Origin of the sequence: Rhodococcus oryzae (assembly GCF_005049235.1) — a bacterium.
GTDB classification, from domain to species: Bacteria; Actinomycetota; Actinomycetes; order Mycobacteriales; family Mycobacteriaceae; genus Rhodococcus_G; species Rhodococcus_G oryzae.
In genome coordinates this window covers 166,745-186,046 of sequence record NZ_SUMD01000003.1, presented here as the reverse complement: position 1 = coordinate 186,046, position 19,302 = coordinate 166,745, and the positions used below count along the sequence as shown (strand labels likewise).

The following is a 19,302-nucleotide window of genomic DNA, read 5'->3' as shown; positions in this document are numbered from 1 at the left end:
TCGGTTAGCGTCGAAAAATGCCCGTCGAACCCCGTGAAGTCATCTCGGCCCTGACCGCCCTGTTCGGCGGGGTGCTGGCCGCCTTCGTGCTGACCAATCCGCCGGGCGGCGGCTGGGCGGTCTACACGTCCGATCGCGAGCTGAGCCGCTGGATCTCCAGCCAGCCGACGGGGGTCGCGGTGGGAGCCGTCGTCGCGGTGCTCGCGTACGCCCTGCTGCAGCGCAGGGGATCCCGTCGGATCGCCTGGATCGCCATGGCCGGTGCCGCGGCCGTGATCCTCGGAATGCGGCTCGCTGTTCCGGGAGTCGGCGGCATCGACGCGCTGATCGCCGTGCACTACGTCAAGACCGTGGCCGCGGGGGTGATCCTCGGCGCGGCGGTGGCGACGGTGTGGGGACGGCGGGCCGGGCAGCTCGCGCTGACCCTCGGCGTGCTCGCCACCTTCCTCACCGCCCACGCCTTCGAGCTGGTGTTCCCGGCGCAGACCACCTCGACGATCGGCGAACCGTCCTGGTGGCTGCTCGGACCGATGCTGGTGCTGGCCGTGGTGGCCGCGGCAGTTGCCGACGGCTCCACCGGGATCCAGCGCGCCACCGGGCGCGAACTGCGCCTCGCGATCACGACCGCGGCATCGATCGCGCTGGCCAACCGGGCCCTGCTGTATTGGATCGACCGGCAGGACTACACGTCTCGGGTCAGCTCGTGGATCGTCATCGGGCTCTCCATGGTGCTGGTCCTGGTGCTCACCTGGTTCGCCGCGCGGACGATCGACTCGACCGGCGGCCGATTCCTGTTGGCGGCGACGGGCGTTGCGGCGGCCTCGATGCCGGTGCTGGTGGATATCGGCGGGCCGTTCCCCGGCATCGAGCACTGGCAGGCGGTGCTCGTCGGCGCGGTCGCGGTCGCTATCGGCCTGCGGGTGGCGATGACGTGGCGGTCGACGATCGGCGGCCTGTTCGTGGTCGCCCTGATCCCGATGGTCGGCGCGATCTGGCCGAATCTCGGTCAGGACGGCTCGATGCTGCTGGTGCGGTTGGCCGTGCTCGGCGTGGGCGCGGGACTGGCGTTCGGGTCGTCGCTGCCCGGCACCGCGGCCTTCGCCGCGGTGGGGCTGGGGATCCCGTTCGTGTCCATGGTCTTTCACTCGGCGGCCACCGTCTTCACCGGCGTGGTCGCGTATGGCGGTTCATTTGATGGTGCGTATGCGCCCCTCACCAGTGCCTCGCAGAGGGGGCCATACGAGGCCATGCTTGGGATAAGACGAGAGCCGACGTTCACCGGCGGCAGTTTCGCCGATATCTTTGACATCCCGGCCTACGACGACCGGGTCGCGGGCATCGCCCTGCTGATCGCGGTGCTGGCCTGCGCCGTCGGCGTCCGCGCGCTGGCCAGGCCGACGGCCACCCCCGAGCCGGATTCAGCGTGAGCAGGCGCTGGGTCGCCGTCCTCGACTCCGCCGCAGCGTTTCTCGTTGCCGCGACCGCAGGGTGGGCCCTGACCGCGCCGGTGGCCGAGCAGATCGGCATCGCCGGGACCGACAGCGAGCTCCGGCTGCTCATGACAAGTCGCCCCCTCGCCGCCGCGATCGGTGTGGTGCTGGCGGTTGCCGTCGCGGGGGCGTTGGCGCGGTGGGATTCCCGGGCCGCCGCCCACCTGGTCGCGGGCTCCGGGCTGGCGGTGCTGGGCCTTGTCGCCCTCGTGAATACCCAGGCGCACCAACTCGAGTGGTTGATCGCGCTGAGCTACCTGGCCGGGATCGGGGCAGGCCTGGCGCTGGGCGGCGCGGCCGCGTGCGCGGCCGATCGGTACGCGGCGGTCGCGCTCGCCGCCGGGGCTTTCGCAGTCTTCCTCCTGGCCGACCTCGTCGCGAATCCGATCCCGACCACCGAGACCTCCGACTACCAGGGCTGGACCGCGTACAGCCTCCCCACCACCGAGGGAACCATGGTCACCGACCCGCCGTGGTGGCTGCTGCTGCCCGCACTCGGGTGCTGCGTGGCGGGCGCCGTGCTCGCGAGGGGTTCCGCGACGGCACCGGCGGGTTCGTCGCGGCGTCCGCTCTACGCCGTCGCGATCGTCGTCGTCACCGGGCTGGTGAGCAACGCCGTCCTCGGCGGGCACCGCGGCGACTGGTCCGTCGCGGCTCCGGCGCTCGCGCTGCTGGTGGTGGCGATCGTCATCGCCGCGTTTCTACTCGACGGCCGGGACGGCGTGTTCCTGCTGACCGCCACCGCGGTACTCGCAGCGGCCGCACCGGTCATCGTGGCGGTCGGCGGCGAGTGGACGGGGATCGCGATCCTGCTGGCGCTACTCGTCGCCGGCGCCGCCGTCGGAAGTCGTTGGGCGAATCCGACTCTCGGGCTCATGCTGCTCGCGGTCGACGCCGCGGCGGGACTGGCCGGACTCAACGACGCCTGGGCGATCGAGGGGATCCGATATCTCGCACTGGCACCGATCGCCGGCTACGCGCTCGCCTCGGCCGTGCCGCGGCGCGCGGTTTCGGTCCCGGTCGGTCTGTCCGTGCTGTTCATCCCGAGCGCGCTGACCATCGCAGGACAGGGCACCGGGACCTGGCTCCGGGACCAGATGTCTCTCTTCGATCAGCTACCGCGCGGGCTGGCCTCGCCCACGCCGCCCGATCCCTTCGCACTCAGCCTCGCGATGACGCTGGTGATCCTCGCCTGCGTCGAGGCCGCCCACCGGCTGCGGCAGCGGGACCAATCCACCTAGCGGGGGCCATGCAACGACTTCCGCCTGTCCGCGCCCGTCCGACGATCGAAAGCCGTTGTCGTGCCGCCGCATGCTCCCCGCCGATGGCGGGGAGCATGCGGCGAACTCACTCCGTCAGACCTTCATCCAGCCTTTGCTCCGCATCACGAAGTACAGGGTGGTGCAGATGATCGCCAGCACGCCGACGAAGATGGGCCATCCGTACAGCCACCTGGTTTCCGGCATGCCGCCGAAGTCGCTGAAGTTCGCGGCGTAGATCCCGCCGAACGAGATGGGCACGAGGCCAACCGCGAGCCACCCGGAGACCACCCGCTGGCGCCTGGTCTCCTTGACCAGGTCCACCGATTTACGGTGCAGCCGCGAGAGCCCCGCCCGGTAATCGCGGACACCCGCGAGAAAAGCGTGCAGCTCCTCGGTCCTGAGGTGTTCCAGGTCGCGCGCGGTCAGCCCGCGCAGATTGGCTGGAATGTGTTGCGTGGTCATGTGTTTCCTCCCTTCCGAGCTCGACAACCGGCTTACAGCCAGCCCTTGCGGCGCATCCCGAAGTAGGTGGCCAGCGCGCTGGTCGCCAGCACGCAGAGGAAGATCGGCCAGCCGTAGTAGAACTTGAGCTCGGGCATGTGCTCGAAGTTCGAGCCGTACAGCGACCCGAGGGCGCCGGGCACCACAGCGACCGCCGTCCACGCGGTCACCCGGCGGGTCTGCTCGGTGACCTTCAGCTGGTCCTGCGTGATCTCGCAGATTTCTTCCATCTCCGTGTTCAGTCCGCGCAACTCAGTGCTGATGTTGCGTAGCAGCTCCACGTTCTGGGCGCTCGGCGCCATCGGGTCGGCAGTCGTCTGCGCGTAGTCGTTGGTCGGCATCGTGCTGCTCATGGGTAAATCCTTAATTTCTCGGCATGCCGAGGAGCTACGCGGTGCACAGCAGGCGCAGCGCGCGCGGGCATCCTCGGCGCATGCCTCGATGGGAACGTATTCGCTGGGAGATCAAGCGGTACGGCACGCGTCAAGGCCGCACCGCCCGGCGGTCGAGGGTGAGCGAAAGCCCAGGCACGACCGCGTGGCGGTGTTGAGTGGAGCGTGGTCTAGAAAAAACAGGGAGGCGCGAGCACCGCGCAACCGATCGGCGAAGGCACAAGGTCCTGAGGACGGGCCTGTACACGCGAGTCGCCACGCCGCGGGGCGTCCGACGGTGCCGTCATGGGCACCGGGGCGTTACTACCGGGCGTCGAGCGGGATCGGTAACGGAACCGGTGACGTCTGCGCCTCGGATCTGAGACCAGGCACGCCTACCACCTCCCGCAAGTTCGGGCACGGGCTCGGCACGCGCCGCAGACAGGTTAAACGAATAGCAAAGCAATACCAAAATCAGTATTTCGCATAGCGATTCCAATTCACGATCATCACAGCTCAGCAGGCCCTCAGGGCCGCAGCGCGTCCCATCGACAAGCGAGCCAGAGTGCCGGGTGAGGCAGTCGACGGCCGGGCCGCCTCACTCAGCCGCGGGCGCGGGCAGTCTTGGCCACCTCGACCTGCTCGTCGGTCAGCGGCGCCAGCGGCAGCGGGTCGCGCGTGGCCCCCTCGGCGCGCATGCCGTCGAGCACCAGCGAGAGGTAGCGGCGCCAGGTGTCGGGCGAGACCGGCCTGCCGAAGTCGATGACCGCGTCGAGCATGCAGCTGACCGCAAACAGGTCATTTACCTGGATCTCGGGGCGCAGCGTACCCGCCTCCTTCGCCCGGTCGACGAGCTGCTGAATCGCCGGCGTGATCCGCTGTCGCGCGCACGCGACCTGCTCGCGACCCTCGTCGTTGGTGAAGAAGACGTCGCCGAGGCCCCTGCTCAGCGACATCCATTCGCTGGTGAGCCCGATGAAGTCGACCAGCGCGGCCCAGGGGTCCTCGCGCCGCAGCGCCGCCTCGGCCGCCTCGGCGATCTGGTCCATGCTCTGCTCGAAGACGCCGTCGACCAGTTCCTGCTTGCAGGTGAAGCGCCGATAGACGGTGCCGACACCGACCTTGGCGTGCCGCGCGACGTCGTCGAGGGTGATGTCGAGGCCGCGGCTCGCGAACAGGTCCATCGCCGCGTCGAGGATCTTGCGTCGGTTGCGTTCGGCGTCGGCGCGAAGGGGACGTGCTGCTGGGGCGGTACTCACAATCGTCGATTCTGCCATTCCCGAAATCTGCCATCAGGGGATTTGCCGTAGCCATCAAATTAAGTGGAGACAACTCCTCCGCTTAGTGCTACCGTTCCCTAAGTGGAGAATACTCCTCCACTTCAACCTCCACCACTCCACGAGGCGAGGCTCGCTCATGACCACGACCACGACCGATCGCCCGCAGACCGGGCCAGGAGATACGACACGGGAGCACCGACTGCGCTGGCTGATCCTGGGCGTCATCGGTCTGGCCCAGCTGATGGTGGTTCTCGACGCGACCATCGTGAACATTGCCCTGCCCGCGGCGCAGCAGGACCTCGGCTTCTCCGACGCGGACCGGCAGTGGGTCGTCACGGCCTACGCACTCGCATTCGGCAGCCTGCTGCTACTCGGCGGCCGGCTCAGCGACCTCTTCGGACGCAGGAACACCTTCATCATCGGCCTCGTCGGCTTCGCGGGCATGTCCGCGCTCGGCGGCGCCGCGGTGAACTTCCCGATGCTGGTGGCCGCGCGCGCCGGTCAGGGCGTCTTCGCTGCCCTGCTCGCGCCCGCTGCGCTGTCGCTGCTGGCAACCACCTTCACCAAGCCGGACGAGCGAGCCAAGGCGTTCGGCGTCTTCGGCGCGGTCGCGGGCGCGGGCGGCGCGGTCGGGTTGCTGCTCGGCGGGATCCTCACCGAGTGGACGTCGTGGCGCTGGAGCCTGTACGTCAACCTGATCTTCGCGGCCGTGGCGCTGGTCGGCGCGGTCCTCATGATCGCCCCGCACCGGTCGGAGCACCGGCCCAAGCTCGACATCCCGGGCACCATCACGGTCTCGGCCGCGCTCTTCGGCATCGTCTACGGGTTCTCGCACGCCGAGTCCCACGGCTGGTCCGACCCGATGACGATCACCTGGCTGGTCGCGGGCACCCTCCTGCTCGCTGCGTTCGTGGTCATCGAGACTCGTGTCGCCCACCCGCTGCTCCCGCTCCGGATCGTCCTCGACCGCACCCGCGGCGGGTCTTACCTGGCGATGTTCGTCACCGGCTCCGGCATGTTCGCGGTGTTCCTGTTCCTCACCTTCTACATGCAGACGGTGCTGCAGTACACGCCGATCATCACCGGCGTGGCCTTCCTGCCGATGGTCGCAGGCATGGTGGTCTCCGCGACCACCGCGACCGCGGTGCTGCTGCCGAGGGTCGGGCCGCGGGTGCTGATCACCACCGGCCTGGTCGTCGCCGCCGTCGGGCTGGCGGTGCTCGCCCAGATCGAGGTCGACAGCTCCTACGTGACGATCATCCTGCCCGGGCTGGTGCTGCTCGGCCTCGGCATGGGCATGGTGTTCGCGCCCGGCATGCAGGGCGCCATCACGGGCGTCGACCCCGACGACGCGGGCGTCGCCTCCGCGACGGTGAACACCATGCAGCAGGTCGGCGGATCGATCGGCACCGCGTTGCTGAGCACCGTTGCCGCGACCGCTGCCACGAGCTTCATGACCGGGCGCGTGCCGTCCCCGGAGAACGCGGCCCTCGCCGCCGTGCAGAGCTACACGACGACCTTCTGGTGGGCCGCAGCGATTTTCGTGATCGGCGCGGCGATCTCGGCGTTCCTGCTACCCCGCGGTCTGCTGCCCGCCCCGGCCGAGGGGCAGCCGGCCATGGCGCACTGAACCGGATCGCAGCCACGGGCCGTGCTCGAGCGTTACGCTCCGACACGGCCCGTGGCCACCCAGGCGACAAGGAGCACAGATGCCGAAAACCGTTGTGGTCACCGGAGCCAACTCCGGGATCGGCCTCGCGATGGCGCACGAACTGGCGGCCCGCGGGGCCACGGTGTGCCTGGCCTGCCGCAATCAGGCGAAGGCGGAGGCCGCCCGCGAGGAGATCGCGCGCCGGACCCCTGGCGCAAAGGTCGACGTGCTCTCCCTCGACCTGAGCTCGTTCGAGCACATCCACCGATTCGCGACGGACCTCGCCGCGCGCCACGAGCGCGTCGACGCGCTGATCAACAACGCCGGCGCCTCCCCGCTCAAGCAGCAGTTCACCGCCGAGGGTTTCGAGCTGCAGTTCGGCGCGAACTACCTCGGCCCCTTCCTGCTCACCCACCTGCTGCTGCCGCAACTGCGGCTCGCGGCCGAGCAGACCGGCGACGCGCGGATCGTGCACGTGGCGTCCGTCGCCCACAACATCGGCCGCATCGACGCCGACACGTTCCGCGGACGCTCGAAGTACCGGCCGTTCCCCGCGTACGCGCAGTCCAAGCTGGCCAACCTGATGTTCAACTACGCCCTCGCCCGGCGACTGCCCGACGGACTGAGCACCCACGCCATGCACCCGGGGGGCGTCGACTCCGACATCTACCGGGAACTGCCGCGGGCCGTGCACGCCGCGCTCCGCCCGTTCCTCATCTCCGCCGACCGGGCCGGTCGGCTGGGCGCCGAACTGGCGCTCTCCCCCGAATACCGGGAACGCTCGGGCGAGTACCTCACCGCGCAGCGGCCGAACCCGGTCAGCCGACGAGCCCGCGATGTCGCGGCGCAGGAGGCCCTGTACGCCGAGAGCGCGGTGCTCGCAGGCGTGGAGCCGCTCCCCCGACGCTGATCACCCCGTGGCGCATTGGCCCCGATGCGAATCGGCCACGGCGCCTTGACCTCAGCCACGGTTGAGGTAGCAAGATCTTTCTCATGAAACGTGCACTCGTACTCGGTCCCGGTGGAGTCGTCGGAACGGCCTGGCTGGCCGGACTTGCCGTCGGTCTTCGCCGTACGGGCGTGGACCTGGCCGCCGCCGACCTCATCATCGGCACGTCGGCGGGCGCGATCGTCGCCGCCCTCCTCGCCACCGGTCAGGACCCGGACCGCCTGGCCACCCTCACCAGATCCGGGAACAGCGCCGCCGACCCTCGCACGCTGACCGAGGTGCTCGCGACGCTCCAGGATCCCGCCCTGGAGCAGGGCGAGAAGCTGCATCGGGTCGGGCGGATGGCCCTCACCGCCGACGTGCCCTCCGAACAGACCCATCTCGAGCGGACCGCAGCCCTGATCACCGCCCGCGACTGGCCCGAACAGCGCCTCCTGATCACCGCGGTCGACACGGAATCGGGAGAACCCGCGCTCTGGGATCGGCACGGGGATGCCTCGCTACAGCAGGCCGTCGCCTCCAGTTACGCGGTGCCCGGCCTCTACCCGCCCATCACGATCAACGGCCGCCGCTACATGGACGGCGCCTTCCGCGCCGGATCCGACGCGGACCTGGCGGCCGACATGGAAACGGTGGTCGTCATCGAGCCGCTGGGCCACCTCTACCCCAGCGGCGCCCCTCTCGCCATCGCCCCCGACCGGGCGAGCTTGGATGCCTTCGGACCCCACCTGCACGACATGTCGGCCTGGGAGAAGTGCTTCGAGGCCGGACTACGGCAGGCGACGGCGGCCGCCGACCGCATCGAGGGGCCGTGGAACGGCACCGACTGAGGAGCCGCTCCCGCAGGCGCCCTACCCCTGGTACTCGGACTCGAGCACCAGGTCCCTGAGCACCCGCTGGTACTCGACATGGGTGGGGTGTTCCGTCGTCCGCCACCGCCCGCCCTCCTCCGAGCGCATGTAGGCCAGGTAGTCGGGGGCACCGGGGAACTTGACGTTGTCCGCGACCACCCGGCTTCCTGGGTGCAGCCAGCCCTCGTCCACGATGCGGAGCAGGTCCGGCAGGTAGGCACTCTTGAGGTGGTCGACGAACACGAAATCGACTGTGCCGGAATCGATACCGTATTCATTCCGCAGTCGCTTCACGGTCTCGCCACCGTCTCCGATCGACCCGACCACCGAGGTGATGCGCTCGCCGACTCCCGCGTGCTCGAAGATCCGCCGGGCGATCGCCTCGTTCGCCGGGTTGATCTCGACGGTGCAGATCGTGGCGTCCGGGGGCATCACCCGCGCCATCCGCAGCGCGCTGTACCCGCAGTACGTCCCGAGCTCGAGCAGCAGCGCGGGCCGGGCGCTCCGCACCGCCGCGTCCAGGATCTCGCCCTTCTCGTCGCCGACGTTCATCAGGAAACTCCGGGTGTGCGCGAAGTCGTCGATGGCGCGGATCACGTCGTCGATGTCCCCGCGACGTGCCGTGGCCACCACGTGCGCGGCCAGCGCCTCCTCCCGGCCGTCACCGACCTGCCCCTCGCCGAGCAGGCGCCTGGCACCGAGCGCGAACCGGATCACCGACCACCGCAGGAACGGCACGGGCTTGCCTGCCAGCCTGTTGGCGATCACCGCCGCGCCGACGAAGGCGGCGGCGAACGTCGCAACCACCACCGGTCTCGAGGTCATCTCATCCCCTTCGCCGCTCCCCGCTCAATCGTCGACCCCCCGCCGCCACACGGCAACCGCGCACGCCTCAGCCGTTGGCGGCCAGGAAATGATCCATGCACCGCTCCGCGACCGCGGTGATCGTCAGCGACGGATTCACCAGCGCGGTGGAACCGGGGATCAGCGAGCCGTCGACGACGTACATGTTCTCGTAGCCGTCGACCCGGCCCTCGTAGTTGCACGCCTGGCCCATCACCATGCCGCCGAGGCCATGGAAGGTCGCCGCGCTGCCGAACCCGGCGAGCCGCGGGTAGACCGGGATACCGTTCGCCGGATACCCGTGCGCCACGTCCGCGCGTTCGTGAAACCGGCCGGCAAACCGACGCCCGCGGGCGTCGACATCGCTGTCGGCCTCGCCGTGCGGGTAGTTGAGTTCGGCCCGGCCGAGCGCCGGGTTGTAGTCGATGGAACCCCGCTCGCTCGTGATCAGCTGGATCAGGTTGGTGCTGGTGTTGCCGCCCGCGATCTCCGGGAACGGCGCCGCCTGCCACGACATCGCCACCGTCCCGTCGGGTGTGTCGTCGTCGTAGAGGGCCGCGACGCCCGGCCCCGCCTGCTTGGCGCCGTACTCGCGGTGCGTCAGGGTGCGCGAGATGAGGAAGTCGCCGTTGTTGCCGAAGCCCTTGCCGACGTGCTCGTTCAGCCTCGGCAGCGCGCCCTTCGCCTTCGCGGTCACCAGCAATGCGCTGGTGTAGAACGAACCGGCCGCCATGAACAGGTAGTCGGCGACCAGCCGTTTGTGCTCGAGGACGAGCCCGTACTCGTCAATGCGCTTGACGGTGACCTCGAACCCGCTCTGCCCCTGCGCCTCCCGGATCTCGACGACCTCGTGCAGCGGCAGCACCGTGACGTTGCCGGTCGCCTCGGCCCTCGGCAGGTAGTTGTGATCGACGCTGTTCTTCGCCCCGGAGTTGATGCCGTACGGGCCCTCGCCGACGGTCACCGACGGGCGCCGCGTCCCGGCCAGCTCTTCGCGCACCAGATCCCAGTCGACGCAGAAGTCGTGGAAGGACGGCTGACCACCGTAGTCCGCGACATCGGCGAGCCACGCCCGCGCGCCCTTGTAGGCGGGGTGGGCGAGCAGGTCGGCGGGCAGCGGCGAGGTGCCGAGCGACGCCCGTGCCCGCGGGTAGTACACCCGGTCCAGCTCGCCGTAGTCGATCTGCCGCGGGAAGACCTGCTCGAAGTCGCGCCGCCGCGGCTGCGGGGTATAGGTGCCGAACACCAGCGAACCGCCGCCGACGCCCGCGCCGTAGACCGAGTTGATGCCGTTGCCCCTGACCTCGTCGACGACGCCGACGTAGCGTTGGATCGGCTGCAACTGGGTCAGCGGGTTGATGTACGGCCGGTCGTGCAGCCAGGACGCGCGGCCGTCCGGCGCATCCAGGGTGGCGAACGTGTTGCCCGCCGGATCGATCGGCCAGCGCCTGCCGCGCTCGAGGACCGTGGTCTCGATGCCCGCCATGCCCAGCCGCAGGGCAGCCACCGCACCGCCGAATCCGCTGCCGACCACGATCGCGGTCTTTCCGCCCGGCGGCGCAGCCTGTGCCGCGGCGGTGTGGGTGGCGAGCGGGCCGAACGCCGCGGCGCCAAGGCCGAGCGCGGCACCGCGCAGAACGGTACGACGGGACAAGCGAGGCGAGTCCATCTTCGGAATCTAGTCCTCGCGGCCGCAGGCGGGAGGGGGAATCGTCAGGTGCCGGCGCCGTCGGCGAAGACGGTGTCGAGCACCCGCCTGCCCCGCGGGCTCAGCCGGTAGCCGACCTCAAGGCTCTCGGTGAGCCAAGAAGAGACGTGTTGTTGGAAGACAAACTGCCCTGGCAGCTCGGCTCTCCGCCGCCGGTAACGACATCGAGCTCCGGGTCTAATCCATTCCGTAGCAGAAGCCGCCGGGATTGCGGTGACAGCTGTTCGGACTGAGCGCGAGTTCGATAGCCAAAAGGAGATCGTTGGCGATGTCGCTGGATCCGGCCGCCGCGTTGGATCCGGCCACGGAAGTGACGCCAAGGGAACCGGCCGTCGGGGTGGATTCGGCGAGGGTGGCGCCCGCAACGCCAGATCCGGCAGCGAGGCCACCGGCGAGCACGGCCGACGCGACGACCATGGATGCGATACGACCGATCGTTGGACCGCGCATGTATCAAGCTCCGTTCAGCAGGTGATCAGATGGGGACGCGTCGCAAGCGTCGGCTTTCGCCGATCCTGAATACGCTGCGCGTCACCCTACTGCCCACAAGCCGGTCCGATACACGAATCCATATACTCTGCGGCACTGAATAATTCGTTATACACAATGAACAGCGCGGTGCCCGGCACGGCGTGGACCCAAGGGGAAATCGTCAGGCGCCCGCGCCGTCCGCGAAGACGGTGTCGAGCACCCGCCTGCCCCGCGGGCTCAGCCGGTAGCCGACCTCCAGGCTCTCGGTGAGTCCGAGTTCCTTGAGCCGGCGCACCCGGATCTTGAACGGCTGCCGCTCCATCGACATCGCCTCCGCCAGCTCGGTCGAGACCACCGCGGGGCGTTCGCCGATCAGGCGCAGGGTGGCCTCGGTCCAGTCCCCGTTCGCGTCCATCCGCGCCAGCCGCCGCCGCAGCTTCTCGAGTTCGGCGTCCGACAGCTCGGCGTTCTCCCGCAGCGCCTGGCGTGGATCGGCACCGCCGTAGCGCAACGCGATCCGATACAGGATCGGACCGTGCGCCTTCCTGTCGACGAAGGCCAGCAGCTTCTCGGCCGACGGGAACCCGGCCGCCTCGGCGTCGGCGTCCGTCACCTCCGCGGGCGAGATCTCCTCGACCGCGTCGAACGCGATCACCCCCGCCGCCGTCCGCTGGCTCGACCCCGCCCGCACCCGGGCCCGGTCCCACCGCCGGAACGCGAGCGTCACCGCGCCGGACCTGATGCCCTCGAGGTGCGCCGCGGTGAAGATCACGGGTCAGTCCACCAGACCCAGCGCCTGCAGCCGCTCGAACACCAGCCGCGAGCCGGGTGCGGTCTCCGGCATCGCGGCGTACTCGTCGACGGTGAAGTACCGGAGCTCGGCGATCTCGCTCGTCGCGGTCGGCTCATCCGTCAGGTCCGCGAGGAAACACGTCATGTGCAGTCGGGTCCCGGCCGGGTGCCCGAAGGCCTCCGCCTCGAAAACACCGAGCGTGCTGAGCGTGCCCTCGACGACGCCCGCGTCGAGCTCCTCACGAATCTCCCTGTGCAGGGCCTCTTCCGGGGTTTCGCCCGGGTCGATCTTGCCGCCGGCCATGTAGAAGGCGGACTTACCGGCGGAGCGGGCCTGCAGCATGCGGCGGTCGCGGATGTGGGCGAGGGCGACGGTCCTGATCTCGGCCATGCGGACACGGTATGCGCATGCGCGCCCGTGCGCACATAGCAAGTCCTGGGACTCGCCAACCGCGCACGGGTCGCGAAGCGGCCAACGGCGTCCACTAAACTCGGACATCGAGCCCCGGATACCTCCGGGGCGTATTGACACCCCGCCGCCGCACACGACAAACGACGGAGTGCCCATTGCTTGCTGTCCTGCTCGCCCACGCGATCGCCGCCGTCCTGGCGCCGCTTGTGGTGCGAGCGATGGGCCGCAATGCGTTCCTCCCGCTGGCCCTGGTGCCGCTGGCGAGCCTCGGCTGGGTGATCAAGAACTGGGGCACCCAGCAGAGCCTGCACATCCAGTGGGCGCCCGGGCTGTCGATGGACATCGACATGCGGTTCGACGCCCTCGCCGCGATCATGTCCGCGCTGATCCTCGGGATCGGCAGCCTCGTGCTGGTCTACTGCTCGCGGTACTTCACCGACGACGAGCCCCGCCTCGGCATCTTCGCCGCCGAGATGGTCGCGTTCGCCGGCGCCATGTTCGGCCTGGTCACCAGCGACAACATGCTCATCCTCTACACCTTCTGGGAACTGACCACGGTGCTCTCGTTCCTGTTGGTCGGGCACTACGCGGAGCGGGCGTCGAGCCGCCGCGCCGCCACCCAGGCGCTGCTGGTGACCACCGCGGGCGGCCTCGCGATGCTGGTCGGCTTCCTCATCCTGGGCCAGGTCGGCGGCAGCTACCTGATCTCCGACCTGCTCGCCGACCCGCCCGGCGGCTGGCTCGCCGGCGTCGCTGTTGTGCTGGTGCTCATCGGCGCGCTGTCGAAGTCCGCGATCGTGCCGATGCACTTCTGGCTGCCGGGCGCGATGGCCGCCCCGACACCGGTCAGCGCCTACCTGCACGCGGCGGCGATGGTGAAGGCGGGCATCTACCTCGTCGCCCGGCTCGCGCCCGGGTTCGCCGACTCCGCGCCGTGGCGGGTCACGGTGATCACGCTCGGGCTGGCGTCGATGCTGCTCGCGGGCTGGCGGTCGCTGCGGGCCTTCGACCTCAAGCTGATCCTCGCCTTCGGCACCGTCAGCCAGCTCGGCTTCCTCATCACCCTGGTCGGCATCGGCGACCGGAACGCCGCGCTGGCAGGCATCACCATGGTGGTCGCACACGCGATGTTCAAGGCCGCGCTGTTCATGGTGGTCGGCATCATCGACCACACCACCGGCACCCGCGACATCCGCAAGCTGGCCCACCTGGGCAAGCGCGCCCCCGCGCTGTGCATCATCGCGGTCCTCGCCGCCGCCAGCATGGCTGGGCTACCGCCGTTCCTCGGCTTCGTCGGCAAGGAGGGCGCCCTCGAGGCGATCGCCACCACCAACGCGCTGAGCCCGCCCGTGCGGACCCTTGTGCTCGCCACCGTCGTCGCCGGCTCGATCCTGACCGTGACGTACAGCATCCGGTTCATCTGGGGCGCGTTCGGCCGCAAGCAGCTCAAGCGGCCGAGCCCGGCCGTCCAGAGCATGCACGCCGCCGGGCCGCTGTTCCTGTTCGTCCCCGGCCTGCTCGCCGTCGGCGGACTGGCCGCAGGCCTGGCGGCCCCGGTGATGGACCGCCTGCTCAGCCCGTACGCCCAGACGCTGCCCGCCGACGGGAACGCCGACTACCACCTCGCGCTGTGGCACGGTTTCGGCCTGCCGCTGTACCTGACCATCCTGGTGATCGGCTGCGGCGCCGTGCTGTTCGTCGCGCACCGCTGGGTCAGCAGGCTGCGCTTCGAGCATCCGCCGCTCGGCAACGCCGACCGCGTGTACGACGCCACCCTGCGGGCCATGGACACCATCTCGATCAAGCTGACCGGCACCACCCAGCGCGGTTCACTGCCGCTGACGCAGGCGTCGATCCTCGTCACCCTGGTGCTGCTGCCGACGATCCTGCTGGTGTTGAACACCGACACCGGGGTCAATCTCCGGCTGTGGGAGTCCCCGATCCAGTTCGCGGTCGGACTGATCATGATCGCCGCCGCGCTCGCCGCGACGGTGATGCGCAACCGCCTGGCCAGCGTCATCCTGGTCGGCGTCGGCGGCTACGGCTGCGGCGTCATCTTCGCCCTCGACGGCGCGCCGGACCTGGCCCTGACCCAGTTCCTGGTGGAGACCCTGACCCTGGTGATCTTCGTGCTGGTGCTGCGCAAGCTGCCCGCCGAGACCGACGAGCGGCAGTCGGTCGGCTTCAAGGTCCCGCGCGCCCTGCTCGGCGCCGCGGTCGGCGCCACCGTCACGGCGCTCGGTGCCTACGCGATGAACGCCCGCAACACCGCGCCGATCTCGCTGCAGCTGCCCGAGGCCGCCTACACCATCGGCAACGGCAAGAACGTGGTGAACGTGCTGCTTGTCGACATCCGCGCCTGGGACACCCTCGGCGAGATCTCGGTGCTGCTGGTCGCCGCGACCGGCGTCGCCTCGCTGGTGTTCCGGACCCGTCGGTTCGGCACCGCGCCGCGCGTGTCCGACGCGCCGGGGGCCGAGGAAGCCGCGTCGAGCTCGGAGACCACCTGGCTGCGCGGCGGCGACCTGATCGACCCCCGGCACCGGTCGCTGGTCCTGGAGATCACCACCCGGATGATCTTCCCGACGATGATGGTGCTGTCCGTCTACTTCTTCTTCTCCGGCCACAACGCGCCGGGCGGCGGCTTCGCGGGCGGGCTCACCGCGGGCCTGGCGCTGGTGCTCCGGTACCTGGCGGGCGGCCGCTACGAGCTGGGCGAGGCGGTCCCCATCGACGCGGGCAAGATCCTCGGGCTCGGCCTGATGTTCTCCGCGGGCACCGCGATGGCGTCGCTGTTCCTCGGCGCCCCCGCGCTCTCGTCCGCGACCCTGGAGGTCACGCTGCCGCTGCTCGGCGACATCAAGATGGTGACCGCGATCTTCTTCGACCTCGGCGTGTACCTGATCGTCGTCGGACTCGTGCTCGACGTGCTGCGCAGCCTCGGCGCGCGCCTGGACGCGGAGGTCGAGGTGAACGCCCGATGAGCGCGAACTTCGGCATCCTCATCGTGGTCGGCGTGCTGATCGCCTGCGGGGTGTACCTGCTGCTCGAGCGCAGCATCACCAAGATGCTGCTGGGGCTGCTGCTGTTCGGCAACGGCGTGAACCTGCTCATCCTCACCGTCGGCGGGCCCCCGGGCAGCGCGCCCATCGTCGGGCGGACGAACGCGGTGTACGACACCATGGCCGATCCGCTGGCGCAGGCGATGATCCTGACCGCGATCGTGATCACCATGGGCATCGCGGCGTTCGTGATGGCGCTGGCCTACCGGTCGTACAAGATCAACACCAAGGACGCGGTCGAGAACGACCCCGAGGACACCAAGGTCATCCGCCGTCGCAGCCCAGCCGAGGCACCGGATCACGACCGCTCCGACGACCCGATCACCGGCGACTCCACCTTCGGCGGCGACGCCTTCGACGACAAGGGCAATCCGATCCCGCTCGAACAGCTCAAGAACCTCGAGGACCTCGAGTGCTACGAGGACCTGCGGGAGGGCGACTTCGACGAGTTCGACCCGGACGGCGACGGACCGATCCGGGTTCCTGGCGGTGATCGCGAATGACCCTGTCCCCCGACCTGATCCACACCCTGATCCCGCTGCCCGTGCTGGTGCCCATGCTCGCCGCGGCGGTCACCCTCATCGGCGGCCGCAGGCCGCGGTTCCAGCGCGCGGTCACCATGTCCGCGCTCGTGGTCGGCCTGGTCGTCGCCTGCCTGCTGCTGTACCTCACCGACCGGGACGGCATCGCCACGCTGCAGGTCGGCGGCTGGGACTCGCCGATCGGCATCACCCTGGTGGTGGACCAGTTGTCGGCGGTGATGCTGGTGGTCTCGAGCATCGTGCTGCTCGCCGTCATGGGGTTCGCGGTCGGGCAGGGCATCCACGACGGCACCGAACGCCAGCCGGTGTCGATCTTCCTGCCCACCTACCTGGCGCTGACCGCGGGCATCTCCAACGCGTTCCTGGCGGGCGACCTGTTCAACCTGTACGTCGGGTTCGAGGTGCTGCTGGCCGCGTCGTTCGTGCTGCTGACCCTCGGCGCCAGCGCCGACCGGGTGCGCGCCGGCGTCTCCTACGTGATGGTCTCGATGGTGTCCTCGCTGATCTTCCTGGTCGGCATCGCCCTCGCCTACGCGGCCACCGGCACCCTGAACCTGGCCCAGATGGCCACCCGGCTCGACGGCATCCCGGTCGGCACCAGGACCGCGGTCTTCGGCGTGCTGCTTGTCGCGTTCGGCATCAAGGCCGCGGTGTTCCCGCTCTCGACCTGGCTGCCCGACTCGTACCCGACCGCGCCCGCCCCGGTCACGGCCGTGTTCGCGGGCCTGCTCACCAAGGTCGGCGTGTACGCGATCATCCGCGCGCACACCCTGCTGTTCCCGCAAGGCGAGCTCGACAACGTGCTGATGATCTGCGGCCTGCTCACCATGCTGGTCGGCATCTTCGGCGCCATCGCGCAGACCGACATCAAACGGCTGCTCTCGTTCACCCTGGTCAGCCACATCGGCTACATGGTGTTCGGCATCGCGCTGTCCACCCAGCAGGGCCTGTCCGGCGCCATCTACTACGTCGCGCACCACATCATCGTGCAGACCGCGCTGTTCCTGGTGGTAGGCCTGATCGAGCGGCAGGCCGGGTCGTCCTCGCTGCGCCGGCTCGGCGGCCTCGCCGCGGCCAGCCCGGTGCTGGCGCTGGTGTTCCTGGTGCCCGCGCTGAACCTGGCAGGAATCCCGCCGTTCTCCGGCTTCATCGGGAAGGTCGCCCTGCTGCAGGCAGGCGTCGCCCACCCGAGCGCGCTGTCCTGGGTGCTGGTCGCGGGCGGCACCGTCACGAGCCTGCTCACCCTCTACGTGGTGGCCCGGGTCTGGACGAAGGCGTTCTGGCGCTCGCGCGCCGACGCCCCCGAGGGCGACCTCGCCGACGTCAGCCCGTCCGCCCTGATCGACGAGTCCGAGGAGGACATCGCCTTCGACGACCGAGCCGACGTCGGCCGGATGCCCGCCCTGATGCTGATCCCCACGATCGGCGTGGTGGTGGTCGGCCTGGCCCTGACCGTGTTCGCCGGCCAGTTCATCGCGATCACCGATCGTGCGGCCGGGGACCTGCGGGACCGCTCTATCTACATCGACGCCGTCCTCGGGCCCGGGTACGCCGAGCAGGCGGCCGCGACGGGGGGTACGCGATGAACCGCGAACGGGTGCTCCGCGCCGGGGTCCTGGTGTGGCTGACCACGGTGTGGATCCTGCTGTGGGGCAACATCAGCGTCGCGAACATCCTCGGCGGCCTGGTCGTCGGGGTGCTGATCATGGTCCTGCTCCCACTGCCGCGGGTACCGGTCGAGGGCCGGATCCACCTGTGGTCGATCGCCAAGCTGGTCGGCCTCTGCACCGTGTACGCGGCGCAGTCGAGCGCGCAGGTTGCCTGGCTGGCGGTGCGCCCCGGTCCGCCCCCGGTGACCGGAGTGCTGCGCGCCCGGTTGGCCATCAAGTCCGATCTGGTGCTGACCCTGTGCATCGACGTGCTCAACCTGATCCCCGGCACCATGGTGCTGGAGGTCGACCAGGTCAAGCGGATGGTGTACGTGCACGTACTCGACGTGGGCACCGACAAGGCCGTCGACCAGTTCTACCGGACCGTGCGGCAGCTGGAGCGGCTGTTCATCGCCTCGTTCGAGCGCGACGAGGAGTGGAAGCCCTCGCCGTGGCACGTGGACAACCCCGTCTTCGACCCGTCCGTGCTCAAGCCCACCGACCGAGAGGATCTGCCGTGACGACAGTGCTCGTGATCGCCGGGGTGATGCTCTCGGTGGCCGCCGTGATGACCTCGTATCGACTGCTCGACGGGCCGTCCACGCTGGACCGTCTGGTCGCGATGGACACCCTGGTCGCGGTGGCCATCTGCGGGCTCGCAGTGTGGGCCGCCTACAGCCTCGACACCACGCTGGTGCCCGCCATCGTCGCGCTCTCCCTCGTCGGCTTCGTCGGCTCGGTCAGCGTGGCACGGTTCCGGGTGCGTGACGACCAGTGAACACCGTGCTCGAGGTCGTCGCCGCCGTTCTCATCCTGCTGGGCGCGCTGCTCGCCATGACCGCTGCCATCGGGATCGTGCGCTTCCCGGACACCCTCTCCCGCATGCACGCCGCGACCAAGCCCCAGGTGATCGGCCTGGTGCTGGTGTTGATCGGGGCGGTGATCCGGCTGCGCGGCAACGTCGACATCTGGATGCTGGTGCTGGTCGGGCTGTTCACCCTGCTGACCGCACCGGTCATCGCGCACACGGTCGGCCGGGTGGCCTACCGCGAACAGCGCAGCCGCGACGGGCTCGGCATCGTCGGGGACCTCGACCGCCGGGACGGGCCGGAGTAGCTCAGTCGCCGGAGCCGCGCGGCCGGTCGAGCCGGACCGTGCCGCCGCCCAGGTCGATCCGCATCCGGGTGCCGTCGCCGCTCGACGCGTCGTGCCGCAGCGACTTCTGCGTCCGCTGCTCGTCGAGGACGTGCCGGTGCGAGGGCGACAGCAGCGACTGGATCTCCCCGAACGCGCCGGTGACCGCACCGCCGTCGACCGGCGGTCTGCGTTTGCGCCAATAGATCCACCCGCGCCGCTCTGCCCACAACCCGACCTGGTCCAGGGCGACACAGGCCGCCATCAGGGCTGCGATCGCCACCAGAGCGTGCATCGGCGTCTCCCTTCTCCCCCGCAACCGAGGCTACCGAGG

Annotated in this window: 20 protein-coding genes; 11 read left to right on the top strand and 9 right to left on the bottom strand. The window is 69.8% G+C overall.

Features of this window, described 5'->3' with window-relative positions; genetic code table 11:
• Nucleotides 1-17: 17 nt before the first annotated feature.
• Complete coding sequence (locus tag FCG67_RS07095) at nt 18-1,427, top strand: hypothetical protein (protein ID WP_136908463.1); 1,410 nt, start codon at nt 18-20, stop codon at nt 1,425-1,427.
• Nucleotides 1,424-2,731: a hypothetical protein gene (locus tag FCG67_RS07090; RefSeq protein ID WP_136908461.1), complete on the top strand. Its 1,308-nt coding sequence runs from the start codon at nt 1,424-1,426 to the stop codon at nt 2,729-2,731. Before FCG67_RS07095 ends, FCG67_RS07090 begins: the two co-directional genes overlap by 4 nt.
• A gap of 114 nt (nt 2,732-2,845) precedes the next feature.
• Here the strand turns inward: FCG67_RS07090 and FCG67_RS07085 are convergent, their stop codons facing one another.
• The 3 genes from FCG67_RS07085 to FCG67_RS07075 all read right to left on the bottom strand — a co-directional run bounded on the left by FCG67_RS07085 (nt 2,846) and on the right by FCG67_RS07075 (nt 4,883).
• Nucleotides 2,846-3,214, bottom strand: coding sequence for a magnesium transporter CorA family protein (locus tag FCG67_RS07085; protein ID WP_136908459.1), 369 nt, complete (start codon nt 3,212-3,214; stop codon nt 2,846-2,848).
• A 32-nt stretch (nt 3,215-3,246) separates the two neighbouring features.
• Entirely contained in the window at nt 3,247-3,606 is a 360-nt protein-coding gene (locus tag FCG67_RS07080) for a CorA family divalent cation transporter (RefSeq protein WP_136908457.1), read from the bottom strand.
• A gap of 620 nt (nt 3,607-4,226) precedes the next feature.
• Nucleotides 4,227-4,883 (bottom strand): TetR/AcrR family transcriptional regulator, encoded by a 657-nt coding sequence (locus FCG67_RS07075; protein WP_246044913.1) that lies wholly within the window; start codon nt 4,881-4,883, stop codon nt 4,227-4,229.
• Between the two features lie 157 nt (nt 4,884-5,040).
• On the opposite strand from FCG67_RS07075, the gene FCG67_RS07070 reads away from it, so the two are divergent.
• The 3 genes from FCG67_RS07070 to FCG67_RS07060 all read left to right on the top strand — a co-directional run bounded on the left by FCG67_RS07070 (nt 5,041) and on the right by FCG67_RS07060 (nt 8,334).
• On the top strand, nt 5,041-6,534 hold the full coding sequence (locus FCG67_RS07070) for an MFS transporter (protein ID WP_136908453.1): 1,494 nt from the start codon (nt 5,041-5,043) through the stop codon (nt 6,532-6,534).
• Nucleotides 6,535-6,613: 79 nt separating this feature from the next.
• A complete protein-coding gene (locus FCG67_RS07065) occupies nt 6,614-7,465 on the top strand; it encodes an SDR family NAD(P)-dependent oxidoreductase (RefSeq protein ID WP_136908451.1) in 852 nt (283 codons plus the stop codon).
• 83 nt (nt 7,466-7,548) lie between these two features.
• Nucleotides 7,549-8,334, top strand: a complete 786-nt coding sequence (locus tag FCG67_RS07060) for a patatin-like phospholipase family protein (protein ID WP_136908450.1) — start codon at nt 7,549-7,551, stop codon at nt 8,332-8,334.
• A gap of 21 nt (nt 8,335-8,355) precedes the next feature.
• Here the strand turns inward: FCG67_RS07060 and FCG67_RS07055 are convergent, their stop codons facing one another.
• The 5 genes from FCG67_RS07055 to FCG67_RS07035 form a co-directional block, all read right to left on the bottom strand.
• Nucleotides 8,356-9,180: an O-methyltransferase gene (locus FCG67_RS07055; RefSeq protein ID WP_136908448.1), complete on the bottom strand. Its 825-nt coding sequence runs from the start codon at nt 9,178-9,180 to the stop codon at nt 8,356-8,358.
• 67 nt (nt 9,181-9,247) lie between these two features.
• A complete protein-coding gene (locus tag FCG67_RS07050; RefSeq protein WP_136908446.1) occupies nt 9,248-10,867 on the bottom strand; it encodes a GMC oxidoreductase in 1,620 nt (539 codons plus the stop codon).
• Between the two features lie 216 nt (nt 10,868-11,083).
• On the bottom strand, nt 11,084-11,356 hold the full coding sequence (locus FCG67_RS07045; RefSeq protein WP_136908444.1) for a hypothetical protein: 273 nt from the start codon (nt 11,354-11,356) through the stop codon (nt 11,084-11,086).
• Between the two features lie 202 nt (nt 11,357-11,558).
• Nucleotides 11,559-12,149: an ASCH domain-containing protein gene (locus FCG67_RS07040; protein WP_136908442.1), complete on the bottom strand. Its 591-nt coding sequence runs from the start codon at nt 12,147-12,149 to the stop codon at nt 11,559-11,561.
• A gap of 3 nt (nt 12,150-12,152) precedes the next feature.
• On the bottom strand, nt 12,153-12,560 hold the full coding sequence (locus FCG67_RS07035) for an NUDIX hydrolase (protein ID WP_027501263.1): 408 nt from the start codon (nt 12,558-12,560) through the stop codon (nt 12,153-12,155).
• A 176-nt stretch (nt 12,561-12,736) separates the two neighbouring features.
• Between FCG67_RS07035 and FCG67_RS07030 the strand changes: the two genes are divergently transcribed.
• Genes FCG67_RS07030 through mnhG form a run of 6 tightly spaced genes read left to right on the top strand, consistent with a single transcriptional unit; the run spans nt 12,737 to nt 18,950 of the window.
• Nucleotides 12,737-15,565: a Na+/H+ antiporter subunit A gene (locus FCG67_RS07030; RefSeq protein ID WP_136908440.1), complete on the top strand. Its 2,829-nt coding sequence runs from the start codon at nt 12,737-12,739 to the stop codon at nt 15,563-15,565.
• A complete protein-coding gene (locus FCG67_RS07025; RefSeq protein ID WP_077040541.1) occupies nt 15,562-16,146 on the top strand; it encodes a Na(+)/H(+) antiporter subunit C in 585 nt (194 codons plus the stop codon). The genes FCG67_RS07030 and FCG67_RS07025 overlap by 4 nt, the downstream gene beginning before the upstream one ends.
• On the top strand, nt 16,143-17,771 hold the full coding sequence (locus tag FCG67_RS07020; protein WP_136908438.1) for a Na+/H+ antiporter subunit D: 1,629 nt from the start codon (nt 16,143-16,145) through the stop codon (nt 17,769-17,771). The genes FCG67_RS07025 and FCG67_RS07020 overlap by 4 nt, the downstream gene beginning before the upstream one ends.
• Complete coding sequence (locus FCG67_RS07015; protein WP_136908436.1) at nt 17,768-18,355, top strand: Na+/H+ antiporter subunit E; 588 nt, start codon at nt 17,768-17,770, stop codon at nt 18,353-18,355. Before FCG67_RS07020 ends, FCG67_RS07015 begins: the two co-directional genes overlap by 4 nt.
• Nucleotides 18,352-18,612 (top strand): monovalent cation/H+ antiporter complex subunit F, encoded by a 261-nt coding sequence (locus tag FCG67_RS07010; RefSeq protein ID WP_027501268.1) that lies wholly within the window; start codon nt 18,352-18,354, stop codon nt 18,610-18,612. Before FCG67_RS07015 ends, FCG67_RS07010 begins: the two co-directional genes overlap by 4 nt.
• Nucleotides 18,609-18,950 (top strand): monovalent cation/H(+) antiporter subunit G, encoded by a 342-nt coding sequence (mnhG, locus tag FCG67_RS07005; protein WP_136908434.1) that lies wholly within the window; start codon nt 18,609-18,611, stop codon nt 18,948-18,950. The genes FCG67_RS07010 and mnhG overlap by 4 nt, the downstream gene beginning before the upstream one ends.
• 1 nt (nt 18,951) lies before the next feature.
• On the opposite strand, the gene FCG67_RS07000 is transcribed toward mnhG, so the two are convergent.
• Complete coding sequence (locus tag FCG67_RS07000) at nt 18,952-19,263, bottom strand: DUF6191 domain-containing protein (RefSeq protein WP_136908432.1); 312 nt, start codon at nt 19,261-19,263, stop codon at nt 18,952-18,954.
• Nucleotides 19,264-19,302 lie beyond the last annotated feature (39 nt).